General features: G+C 71.3%; 10 protein-coding genes. 7 read left to right on the forward strand and 3 right to left on the reverse strand.

What is annotated here, in order from left to right; all coding sequences use genetic code 11:
• From G6R24_RS04020 to G6R24_RS04055, 7 genes are all read left to right on the forward strand, one after another.
• Window positions 1-1,326: WD40/YVTN/BNR-like repeat-containing protein (locus tag G6R24_RS04020; protein ID WP_225438093.1), on the forward strand; the 1,326-nt coding region annotated here is incomplete at its 5' end.
• Window positions 1,327-1,376: 50 nt separating this feature from the next.
• Complete coding sequence (locus G6R24_RS04025) at window positions 1,377-2,360, forward strand: hypothetical protein (RefSeq protein ID WP_163547821.1); 984 nt, start codon at window positions 1,377-1,379, stop codon at window positions 2,358-2,360.
• 169 nt (window positions 2,361-2,529) lie between these two features.
• Window positions 2,530-4,302 carry a malto-oligosyltrehalose trehalohydrolase gene (treZ, locus tag G6R24_RS04030; protein ID WP_163547822.1) on the forward strand — a complete coding sequence of 591 codons (1,773 nt, stop codon included), beginning with the start codon at window positions 2,530-2,532 and terminating at the stop codon, window positions 4,300-4,302.
• Between the two features lie 198 nt (window positions 4,303-4,500).
• A complete protein-coding gene (locus tag G6R24_RS04035; protein ID WP_163547823.1) occupies window positions 4,501-5,268 on the forward strand; it encodes a pyrimidine reductase family protein in 768 nt (255 codons plus the stop codon).
• A gap of 266 nt (window positions 5,269-5,534) precedes the next feature.
• The gene (locus G6R24_RS04040; RefSeq protein ID WP_163547824.1) at window positions 5,535-5,843 is read left to right on the forward strand and encodes a hypothetical protein; all 309 of its coding nucleotides are present in this window, start codon (window positions 5,535-5,537) and stop codon (window positions 5,841-5,843) included.
• A gap of 690 nt (window positions 5,844-6,533) precedes the next feature.
• Window positions 6,534-7,442 carry a hypothetical protein gene (locus tag G6R24_RS04050; protein ID WP_163547825.1) on the forward strand — a complete coding sequence of 303 codons (909 nt, stop codon included), beginning with the start codon at window positions 6,534-6,536 and terminating at the stop codon, window positions 7,440-7,442.
• Complete coding sequence (locus tag G6R24_RS04055) at window positions 7,443-8,060, forward strand: hypothetical protein (protein ID WP_163547826.1); 618 nt, start codon at window positions 7,443-7,445, stop codon at window positions 8,058-8,060.
• A gap of 24 nt (window positions 8,061-8,084) precedes the next feature.
• On the opposite strand, the gene G6R24_RS04060 is transcribed toward G6R24_RS04055, so the two are convergent.
• The 3 genes from G6R24_RS04060 to G6R24_RS04070 all read right to left on the reverse strand — a co-directional run bounded on the left by G6R24_RS04060 (window position 8,085) and on the right by G6R24_RS04070 (window position 11,340).
• Entirely contained in the window at window positions 8,085-9,449 is a 1,365-nt protein-coding gene (locus tag G6R24_RS04060) for a sulfate adenylyltransferase subunit 1 (protein WP_225438094.1), read from the reverse strand.
• The gene (cysD, locus tag G6R24_RS04065; protein ID WP_163547827.1) at window positions 9,449-10,363 is read right to left on the reverse strand and encodes a sulfate adenylyltransferase subunit CysD; all 915 of its coding nucleotides are present in this window, start codon (window positions 10,361-10,363) and stop codon (window positions 9,449-9,451) included. The genes G6R24_RS04060 and cysD overlap by 1 nt, the downstream gene beginning before the upstream one ends.
• A 170-nt stretch (window positions 10,364-10,533) precedes the next feature.
• Window positions 10,534-11,340 carry a 3'(2'),5'-bisphosphate nucleotidase CysQ gene (locus tag G6R24_RS04070; protein WP_163547828.1) on the reverse strand — a complete coding sequence of 269 codons (807 nt, stop codon included), beginning with the start codon at window positions 11,338-11,340 and terminating at the stop codon, window positions 10,534-10,536.
• Window positions 11,341-11,370: the final 30 nt, after the last annotated feature.

Here is an 11,370-nt window from a genome sequence, read left to right on the forward strand (position 1 = left end):
GCCGCTTCGACGGCCACCCCGGCGGCAACCGCCACCTCGGCCTGCGTGGACGCCAACGTCCACGGTCCTGGTCGAACGAACGTGAGGCCCTCGTCAGCACAGGGATGCTGGTATCCGACCGGGTACCAGAACGTCTCGCCCACGATTCAGGCCACCCGCGCCGGCGTGCTCTTCATCGCTCGTTCCACGGGTGGTGTGCTGCGCTCGTTCGATGGTGGGCGACACTGGTCGGCGGTGCCCGTCCCGAACGTCGCCAACGGGGACAGCCACAACGTGGGCACACATGGCTACGTGCACATCGATCCGCGCACGGACCGGGTCTACTACCTGACCAGCATCGGCGCCGCCTCCTGCGGCGGGCAGTCCGGGTCGGTGATCTCCTGGAGTGACAACCTCGGGCTGACCTGGACCGGCAGAACCGTGGGCTGTGACACCTATGACTGGGGCAGGCTGGTCACCGGACCGGCGCCGAAGGGCAACAGGTACCCGAGCGCGATCTACTTCATGGGCGTGGGACTGCGCCTGGTGGGCGGACAGCGGTTCGTCTACCGCTCGCTGGACGCCGGCGCGACCTGGCAGCGGATGGACAGGATCGCCTCGGCCACCACCGAGGCCGGCGCCGGCGTGGCCGCCGCGGATGGGACGATCTACTTCGACTATCCCGAGTTCACCGGCTTCGACCCCACCCGACTACAGAACACGACCTATCCCTACATTCCCGAGAACAAGTGTCGCCAGATGATTGCCGTCACCCAGGACTACGGGGTTTCCTGGCGGCAGGAACCCGTACCCGGCAGCCTGGCGTGCGGCCTGCTGAACGGACAGCAGCGGGTCGCGGTCGACCGGGCCGGGACGGTCTACACGGTCTGGGTTGACGACACCGACACCCAGGTGTACCTGTCCTATTCACGCGACCGCGCCCACACCTGGAGCGCCCCCGTCAACGTGATGGCGCCAGGCACGACGTTCTCCATGATCCATGCGAACATTGTCGCCGGCTCGCCGGGCCATATCCTGATCGCCGGCCTGCAGACCACCGTACCGACACGTCCGCAGAGCCCGCCCGGTTACCCCGGCCTCTACGCCGGCCCCGCCCACGCGATCCTCACCGAATCCCGTAACGCCACCGCCGCCGAACCCACCTTCACCACTGCCGACCTCGATGCCGGTGGCGACCTCACCCTCGCCGACGGAGCCACCAGCAACGAAATGAACGCCTACCTCGCCATGACCGCCAACGACGTGGGCTGGGCAGTGTTCTCCCGCCACGGCGACGGCATCCAGGGTACGGGCGACATCGCCGCCGCCCGGATTCTCCCCCACTGACCAGAAACACCACCCGTCCCATCGACCATCCTCTTTCCAGGGAGCAAACAATGTTCAGACGCAAACACGTGGGCGCCGCGGTGGCGGGCCTGATGTTACTGGTGTCCGCCACGTCGGCCTGTGCGGGCGGAGCCAACCAGAACACCGCGACCGGGGCCACCGTCGTTCCGGCCGCGACGGACGCGGTCGGCGCCACCACCGTCACCCAGCACGCGTATCACCTTGGCGAGTCGTTCACCTACTTGTACGACGCGACCGGAGCCACCTACGCGACCGAACAGGCCCAGAACGGGCAGGTCCCCCGAGTCACCGACCTGAAGACGATCTCGGAGACCCGGACCCTCGTCCGCTTCTCCGTCGTGCTCCAGAACGGCAAACTCGCGAAGAAGTTCGAGCTGCTCGACGTCCGCTACCGGGATATCGCCAAGGGCGATACGGCGGACGGCAGGCCGGCGGTGGCCTTCAAACCGATCCAGAGCCTGCTCCCCACCTTCCCGGCGACCTTCAGCTACACCTACCCGATCGGCGGCGACTCCGACGTCGCGAGGAACCTGACCACCATCTTCAAGGACTACCCGGACACCCATCTGTTCCAGCTCGTCGACATCTTCACCTTCCCCACGTCCATTGCAGGCATCCCGGCCACGCTGAAGCCGGGCCAGGTGCTTGCCAAGCCCGGGGTGGATGTCACGCTCTTCGGCACTACCTACCACAGCGGCAACAACACGCTGCTGTTCGAACGGGTCGACCGGGCCAACCGGGTGAACCAGGCCTACTTCAACAGCCAAACCCTGGGAAACTACTTCGCCTCCCTCGGTATCGAATCGAACGTCCAGATGTCGTTTCACGTTCCGCTGACCGGGATCTCGACCGGCCTCGTGTCCGACGGCACGCTGCAGGAGACGACGTACCAGGGCGGGCTGCCCCGGACTGCCACGCAACGGCAGGTCTCGATAGCGCTGCAGACCGCTGACACGCGCAGCGCGGTCGACGCCTACACCCAGGGCCTGAAGCCGAGGTCCACGGCGTCCTGACCGCGACGCCGAACCACCACGGGTCGCACGGCCCGTCGTCGCCCGGGTGCGGAGCGGACCTGCTCCCGCACCCGGGCGATCGATGCGCGGCAGGTCGTGGGGCACCTTCGTTGGGGCCATTGTCACCGTCCCGGCATGTCGGGCGGCGCCGGACGGTAGACAGGAACATATGAGCACCTTCCGGCTGTGGGCCCCGAGCGCCAAGACGGTCAGCCTGGTCCTGGCCCAGGACTCCGGCGACACCACCCACGAGCTGTCCGCCGGTCGCGGTGGCTGGTGGTGGGTGAACGTCCCGTCGGCCCGGCACGGCACGGACTACGCCTACGTGCTCGACGGCAACGGTCACGAGCTGCCCGATCCGCGTTCGGCCTGGCAGCCCCACGGCGTGCACGGGCGCTCCCGTCTCGTCGAGCACTCCACCTTCACCTGGACGGACGCGAGCTGGCGGGGCATCGCCCTGGCCGGCAGCGTGCTCTACGAACTGCACATCGGGACGTTCACCCCTGAGGGCACCTTCGACGCGGCGATCGAGAAGCTGCCGCACCTGGCCGAACTCGGCATCGACGCGGTCGAACTGCTGCCCGTCAACGCCTTCCCGGGTCGGCACGGCTGGGGTTATGACGGGGTGGGCCTGTTCGCCGTGCACGAGCCGTACGGCGGGCCGGACGGTCTCAAACGGTTCGTCGACGCCGCACACGCCCACGGCATCGGCGTGATCATGGACGTGGTCTACAACCATCTCGGGCCGGACGGCAACTACCTCAACCGGTTCGGCCCGTACTTCACCGACCGTTACATCACCCCGTGGGGCCCAGCGGTCAACCTGGACGCGCCCGGCTCCGACGAGGTGCGCGCGTTCATCCTGGGCAGCGCCCTGTCCTGGCTGCGTGAGTACCACTGCGACGGCCTGCGGCTGGACGCGGTGCACGCCTTCCAGGACAGTCGGGCGCTGCACCTGCTCGAGGAGATCGCCGAGTCGGTGCACCGGCTCGGCGCCCAGCAGCGCCGTCCGCTGTTCGCCGTCGCCGAGTCCGACCTGAACGACCCGCGTCTCGTCGTCGCCCCCGAAGCCGGCGGTTACGGGCTGGACGGCCAGTGGTGCGACGACGCCCACCACGCGCTGTGGGCGACGCTGTCCGGCGAGCGGCAGGGCTACTACATCGACTTCGGTTCACTCGCCACCCTCGCCCATGCCCTGACCAGGGGTTTCGTGCATGAAGGCGGCTACTCGACGTTTCGGGCCCGCTCCCATGGCCGGCCGATGCCGGCGACCACCCCGGCCTACCGGTTCGTCACGTTCCTGCAGAACCACGACCAGATCGGCAACCGGGCGCTCGGCGACCGCTCGTCCACGCAGCTCAGCGATGGTCTGCTGCGTATCGGAGCCGCGCTGCTGCTCACCTCGGCGCTCACCCCGATGCTGTTCATGGGTGAGGAGTGGGGTGCGCACACGCCCTGGCAGTACTTCACCGACCACACCGATCCGGACCTGGGCGACGCGGTCCGCAACGGCCGCCGCGCCGAGTTCGCCGCCCACGGCTGGGGCCCCGAACAGGTCCCCGACCCGCAGGACCCGGCCACCTTCGAGCGGTCGCGGCTGGACTGGTCCGAGCCGACCCGCCCCGGCCACGGCAGCCTGCTCGACTGGCATCGCCGGCTGATCGGCCTGCGTCGCCGGCTGCCCGCGCTCACCGATCCGGCCTGGTCGTCGGTCGCCTGCACCTTCGACGAGCAGGCTCGCTGGCTGGTCGTGCGCCGCGGGGATGTCGCGATAGTCGTCAACTTCGCCGACGAACGTCAGGCGGTGCCGCTCGACGGCGTCCCGTTCGACGCGCCAGCCGCCTCCACCCCCGGTTTCACCTACATGCCCGGACGGGTGGAACTCGACGGCGAGTCGGTCGTCATCACCCGCCTGCTCCCCACCGAACACCCCGCCGGCTGAGCGCCCTGCCGGCCGGGTGTCAGCGGCGGGTGCGGTCGCGCATCAGGTAGGCGTAGATCCCACCCAGCACCGCCAGTCCCACCAGCAGCACCATGACGAGCAGGACGACGTAGGTTCCCATACCCGCATCGTCGCAGGGCCCTGCCTCGTCGGCGACAGACAGGTGGCGCGGGGCCGCCGGCGGATACAGTCGGCGCCGTGCGCTACCTGTTCTCCGAGACCGAACCGGCACCGGCCGTCCCCCCGCGGGGGGAGGTCGATCTCGACCAGGCGTACGCCTATCCGGAGAAGGCCGCCACACACAGTTACGTGCGGTCGAACTTCGTCAGCGCCGCGGACGGTGCCGCCGAGGTCGACGGCCGCTCCGGCCCGCTGGGCGGGGAGGGCGACCGGCAGGTGTTCCGGACGCTGCGCTGGTTGTGTGACGTGGTGCTCGTCGGCGCCGGCACCGTCCGGCATGAGAACTACGGCCCGGTGGTCATCCCGCCACAGCGTCGGGAGCAGCGGGTCGCCGCCGGGCTCGCGGCCGCGCCGCCGGTGGCGGTCGTCACCGCGTCGGCGGCGTTGGAACCGGCCGCCCGGCTGTTCGACACCGAGGTACGCCCCATCATCCTGACCTGTGCCGACGCCCCTGCCGACCGGCGCGCGGCGTTGGCGCGGGTCGCCGAGGTCGTGCTGTGTGGCGACAGCATGGTCGAGCCGGGCGCCGCACTCGCCGCGCTGGCCGAACGGGGCCTGACCCGGGTGCTGCTCGAGGGCGGCCCGACCCTGCACGCCCAGCTCGCCGCGGCCGGCCTGCTCGACGAACTGTGCCTGACCGTCGCCCCCCTGCTCGCCGGGCCCGGCCACAAGAGCATCACGATGGGCGACGACTGGGCGCGGCCCGTGCCTCTGCGGCTGACCCAGGTTCTCACCGAGGACGGCAGCCTGTTCCTGCGCTACCAGCGAGGCCAGTGCGGTCCCTGAGCGTGCGTGGACCGCGCACCAGGGCCCGCATCGCGTGGACCAGGTCTCGGACTGGGCGACCACGTTTCGGGGATGGCCCGGCGGATCACGATGACGGGCGGCTGACACGAACCCCTCGCGCCGGTCCGGCGGGCGTTGTCCACAGGGGCGGGTCGGCGGTGGTCGCCGGGCGTCGTCGTCCACAGCGCCGGTGCGCAGCCGGCGAGGCCCCGCCTGTCGTTGTTACGGTCACCGCACCCCGACCCTGATCCTGACGGTGGTGTGCGATGACGGATGTCGATCCGGCCCGAGCGGCTACGGCGGATGCCCTGGCGGTGGCCCGGCGGGTGCGGGCCGAGGTGGAGCAGGCCCTTGATCAGGTCAACGCTGCCGGCGTCGCGGCCTGGGAGGGCGCCGCGGCCGAGCAGGCCGCGCAGCGGCTGCGCCGGTTGGCCGCCGAGGCCGCGGCGGTGCTGGCGAGCTGCGTGCGCCTGTGCGAGCAGGCCGGGCTCGCCACCGGCCCACCCCAACCCCCGCCGTCCGCGCTGTCGTCGCCGTCGTCGCCGTCCGGGTGGCAGGCGGGTCCGGCGTCGTGACGGCCCACGGCCTGACGATCCGCACGGCGGCCGGGGTGGAGCCTGGCCGGATACTCGTCGATCCGGTGCGGCTACGCGGTCTCGCCAGGGCGGTGGGAGCGGCCGCGCAGGCACTTCGCGCCGGTGCCCGGGCGCTGGGGCGAGCGGCGTCCCTCGCCGCGGGGCTGGCCGGGCTCGCCGGGTTCGTCGAGCAGCTCCTGCGCCTGGCGGCGGCGTTCGACACCGAGGCGGGTGCCCTGACCGACCGCGGTGGCGCCGCCGAGCGGGCCGACGTCGTCCTGCCACGGGTGTCGCTCGCGGCGAGGGACCTTCACGTCCTGCCCGTGATGGCGCGCACGGCGTCGGCGCACACGGCCGCGTGGGTGGCGGGGCGGACGGCGGCGACATTACTGACGGGCGGTGCCAGCGGCAGCGGCAGCGGCAGCGGCAGCGGCCATGATGCTCGGGCAGGCCGGCGGCTGGGGTCGCCCGGCGCGTCTGGCGTCGGTGGCCCGGGGAGTACCGGCGGCGCCGGCGAGGGTGGTGGGGCCCGGCGGGCGGCGCTGCGGCTGTTGGGTACGCGGGAGAACGATCCGGAGTTCGTCGCCGGTTTCTACGACACGCTCGGTCCGGCCGGGCTCGCGGCCCTGCTCACCCGGCTGGCCGGGTACGTCCCGGGGCCGCTGGGTCACCGGCCGGCCGGCCTCGGGCGTGGACCAACCGCAGGCGCACGCGCTGCTGGGGCGCACCTTCGCCGCCTACAGCCGGTTCCGTGGTCTCGACGATGCCTGGCTGGGCCGCTTCAACGTCACCGGGCGCACCGACCGGGTGGACGCGGTGCTGCTCACTCCCCTGCTCGGCGCCGGGCGGTTCGACCGCACGCTGCTTGACCGGCTCGCCCGGCTGACCTTCGGCGCCGGCGACGGCATCACCGACCCGCGTGTGACCGGTGCCGGTATCCGTGCGCAGGCGGTCGATGACGGGCAGCGGGCCGGTGCGTACCAGGTGGCGTTGCTCGACGCGATTCGGCTCGAACCCGCGCTGGTGGCGCAGGTCGCCGCACGTCACGTCGAGCTGGCCGTCGGGGCGTCGATGATCGGCGCGCTGCGGCTGCCGGTGCGGGTCGCCACCCTGCCGGCGGCGACGCTTGCCGCCTGGTCACGGGTGATCGCCGCGGCTGGCTCGTCGGCGGCGCGGGCCGCCGATCCGGCCGGCAGCGCGTCCTTCGTCGGGCGGCTCGTCCAGACGATGGCCGCGACCGACCAACCGACACTGCCGCCGCGGCTGCGGGCGGCGTTCGTCCCGGTGCTGCACACCTACCGTGACGAGCTCTACGCGACGGTGACAGCGGTGGTACCGGGTCGGGCCGACAGCGGGGACCCTGCCGACGGGTTGGCGGACGTGCCCGCCGCCGCCTGGCGGGCGCTGCTGCGGGAGTGTCTGCGCGGTGGTGCGCTGGCCGGTTCGCTGGCCCGTGACGCCGCCGGTTACGGCGTCGATCTCGAGGCTCGGCTGGCGGCCCGAACCCGGGGCTGGAACCAGCCTGCCGGTGGCTATCCCTCGAGTCCCCGCGCGCTGGGCTACCTGCAGGCCGTCCGCGCGCAGACGTTTTTCGCCTAGGTGCTGGTCGACGCGGCCGATGATGTCGTGCGTGACCATGCGGCGTCCGGTGCCGCCCATCGGCGTCGCCAGGGCGCGATCCTGGAGCTGCTGGCCACGGTCGCGACGTCCATCGAACCGTCGAACCCCTCGGGAACCATCACCAAGATGACGGTCGGGCTGACCGTCGACGCGCTCGAGATCGCGATCCGCCAGCGATACCGGGACACCGGCACCGCCGGCCCCCGCCGTGTCCTGGCCGGTCTGCGGGCGGCCGCCCGCGATCTGCCTGACTGGGTCGGGGTCTACGAGTCGAGCGCCCGGCTGCTGTGGGCGCGGCGCGCCAGCGATCCGCTTCGGCCCGTCACGGTGACCGATGACGCCGGGCGGCGCCGTACCTACACCGGCGATCCGCATCAGGATGGCTTCATCACCGGAGCGCGGACCGATTTTCTCGACGCCACCGGGGCGCCCCTGGCGGTGGCGGCGATGACCCCGCGTCAGCGCGGCGCCTACCGGGCCTGGTTGGAGTCGCCGGCCATCGTCGCCAACAACGACCGGCTGCCCATGCTGGCCGGATTCGCCGCCGCGGGCGATACCCGCGTCCCACCCGACCGTGCCCTTCGGCCCGACGAATGAGCCCTGGGATCCGAGCCGGGCGTGTCACGCACCGGTCGCCGGGGTCAGCGCAGGACGCGGCTCAGCTCGATCGGCGCCGGCCGGCCGAACACGGCACGCCGCCGGCCGAGGGTCCGAGGATGAGAGGGTCCGAGGATGAGAGGGTCCGAGAATCATGCCGGCGCCGAGGGTGGTGCCGGTGACCTCGTCGATGAGCAGCACGCTGCCCGTCGTGCGGTTGCGGCGGTAGGGGTCGTAGCACAACGGGGACGTCGTGCGCAGCGCGATCCGTCCGATGTCGTTGAGGCCCAGGGTGTCGATGGTCTCGTCCCGGTGCAGGGTGTCGATGTCGACGCGGTAGGAGATGTCGGTGACCATCGCCCGCACCGAGCGGGTGGTGTGCTTGACGCCGATCCGGGCCCGGCGACGCAGCGGCGCGTCCACCATCCAGGACACCATCAGGTTGATGTCCTGGCCGACCGTGGGCTGGTTGTTCGGGCGGGCGATCAGGTCGCCGCGGGAGACGTCCAGGTCGTCCTCGAGGCGCACGGTCACCGACATGGGCGGGAACGCCTCGTCGACCGGGCCGTCGAAGCTGTCGATCCCGGCGACCCGCGTGGTCAGACCCGAGGGCAGCACGATGACGTCGTCGCCGGGCTTGAGCACACCGCCGGCGACCTGCCCCGCGTAGCCGCGGTAGTCGGGTAGTTCCTCGCTGCGGGGACGCACCACCCACTGCACCGGGAACCGGACGTCGATGAGGTTGCGGTCGGAGGCGATGTGCAGCTCCTCCAGATGGTGCAGCAGCGAACTGCCGTCGTACCAGGGGGTGCTGGGCGAACGCGAGACGACGTTGTCGCCACTGAGCGCCGAGACCGGGATCGCGGTGACGTCGACGATCTCGAGCTTCGCCGCGAAATGCCGGAACTCCTCCTTGATCTTCTCGAAGATCTCCCGGTCGAAGTCGACGAGGTCCATCTTGTTCACGCACAGCACCAGGTGCGGAACCTGCAGCAGGGAGGCGAGGAAGGCGTGCCGGCGGGTCTGTTCGACCACACCCTTACGGGCGTCGACGAGCAGCAACGCGAGGTCCGCGGTCGAGGCGCCGGTGACCATGTTGCGGGTGTACTGCACGTGCCCGGGCGTGTCGGCGAGGATGAACGACCGCCGGGGGGTCGCGAAGTAGCGGTAGGCGACATCGATGGTGATGCCCTGCTCACGTTCGGCGCGCAGGCCGTCGGTGAGCAGCGCCAGGTCGACGTAGCCGTCGCCGCGTTCCCGACTGGTCCGCTCGACCGCCGCCAACTGGTCGGTGAACAGGGACTTCGTGTCGTAGAGCAGCCGGCCGATCAGCGTCGACTTGCCGTCGTCGACGGATCCGGCGGTCGCCACGCGCAGCAGCTCGGCCATCAGAAGTACCCCTCCCGCTTGCGGTCCTCCATGGCGGCCTCGCTGACCCGGTCATCGGCGCGGGTGGCACCACGTTCGGTGATCCTGGTCGCCGCGACCTCGACGATGACCTCCTCGGGCGTGCGCGCCGTCGACTCGACCGCACCGGTGCAGGTGATGTCACCGACCGTCCGGTAGCGGATGCGGCGGGGCACGGCGGTCTCGCCGGGGCGGGGCAGCGTCAGCGGTGTGACCGCGAGCAGCATGCCGTCGCGCTCGACGACGTCGCGGCTGTGCGCGTAGTAGATCGAGGGGATCTCGAGGCGCTCCTGGGCGATGTAACGCCAGATGTCGAGCTCGGTCCAGTTCGACAGCGGGAACACCCGGATGTGCTCGCCGGGCCGGTGCCGGCCGTTGTACAGCGACCACAGCTCGGGACGCTGGTTCTTCGGGTCCCACTGGCCGAACTCGTCGCGGAAGGAGTACACCCGCTCCTTGGCCCGGGCCTTCTCCTCGTCGCGGCGCGCGCCACCGAAGACCGCGTCGAACCGGTTGTCGGCGATCGCGTCGAGCAGCACCGGGGTCTGCAACTGGTTGCGGGACGCGCCCGGGCGGGTGTCCTCGGTCAGCGTGCCGGCGTCGATCGCGGCCTGCACGGACGCGACGATCAGGCGGGCGCCGAGCTCCTTGGCGCGATGGTCGCGGAACGCGAGCACCTCGTCGAAGTTGTGCCCGGTGTCGATGTGCAGCAGCGGGAACGGCAGCTTCGCGGGCCAGAACGCCTTCTCCGCCACCCGCAGCATGACGATCGAGTCCTTGCCGCCGCTGAACAGCAACGCGGGACGCTCGAACTCGGCCGCGACCTCACGGAAGATGTGGATCGCTTCGGCCTCGATCATCTGCAGATGGGTGAGCTCGTAACCCCTGACAGGCACGCGGATACCCCTCGTCGAGCCGGTGTATCCGTCCAAACTAGCCGACCCCAGCGTCCGTAGGCTGGTTTCGCCACCGTTAAGCAGCTCACCCACGTCACACGGGTGTCACCGGACTCTCACCGGTCACACTCCGATCACCCGGTGACTCGCCCGGCGGCTCATCCGGGAGCTCATCCGGCGGCGGCGATGGCCGCGAGCACGGCCGTGGCCAGCGGCGCCGTACAGATGACCAGGTCCGGTAGCAGTGGGTCGGGCTGGTTGTAGCGCAGCGCCGAGCCGTCGAGGCGGCTGGTGTGCAGGCCGGCCGCCCTGGCCACGGCCACGGGCGCGGCGGAGTCCCATTCGTACTGACCCCCGGCGTGCAGGTAGATCTCGGCCTGACCGCGGATGACCGCGCCGGCCTTCGCACCCGCCGACCCCATCGGCACGATCGTCGCCCCCAGCGCCTCGGCGACCTGGGTGACCAACAGCGGGGCTCGGGTGCGACTGGCCACGATCCGCGGCGGGCTCACCACCGGCCGGGTCGGCGGCACGCCGCCGGCAGCGGCAGCGGGCAGCGTGATGCCCAGCGCCGGCAGCGCGACCGCGCCGCAGACGAGCTCACCGCGTTCCCACAACGCGACGTGGACAGCCCAGTCCGCGCGGCCGGGCTCGGCGAACTCGCGGGTGCCGTCAAGCGGATCGACGATCCACACGCGTTCGGCGGCCAGCCGCGCCGGGTCGTCCACACCCTCCTCGGACAGCACCGCGTCCAGCGGCCGGTGGCGGGCCAGAGCCCGGGCCAGCAGCTGGTGCGAGCGGGCGTCCCCGGCGTCGCGCAGCGTGGCGGGTTCGGCGAACCCCACCTCGTCGCGGATCCTGAGCAGAAGTTTGCCGGCATCCGTGGCCAAACGCCGGGCCAGGTCATTGTCGTCGAGTTCGTCGCTCGCGATGTCGACGGGAACGCGAGCCGGCTGGCTGGTGTCGTCGGTGTTCATCGAAGGGGAGTCTGTCACCCGCTACGGTCG

This window comes from Candidatus Frankia nodulisporulans (assembly GCF_902806475.1).
GTDB classification, from domain to species: Bacteria; Actinomycetota; Actinomycetes; order Frankiales; family Frankiaceae; genus Frankia; species Frankia umida.

Bases quoted from the DNA above. Each gene is read 5' to 3' on its own strand.
- G6R24_RS04070 (WP_163547828.1), bottom strand. From the start codon at position 11,340: ATGAACACCGACGACACCAGCCAGCCGGCTCGCGTTCCCGTCGACATC.
- treZ (WP_163547822.1), top strand. From the start codon at position 2,530: ATGAGCACCTTCCGGCTGTGGGCCCCGAGCGCCAAGACGGTCAGCCTG.
- G6R24_RS04025 (WP_163547821.1), top strand. From the start codon at position 1,377: ATGTTCAGACGCAAACACGTGGGCGCCGCGGTGGCGGGCCTGATGTTA.
- G6R24_RS04060 (WP_225438094.1), bottom strand. From the start codon at position 9,449: ATGGCCGAGCTGCTGCGCGTGGCGACCGCCGGATCCGTCGACGACGGC.
- G6R24_RS04040 (WP_163547824.1), top strand. From the start codon at position 5,535: ATGACGGATGTCGATCCGGCCCGAGCGGCTACGGCGGATGCCCTGGCG.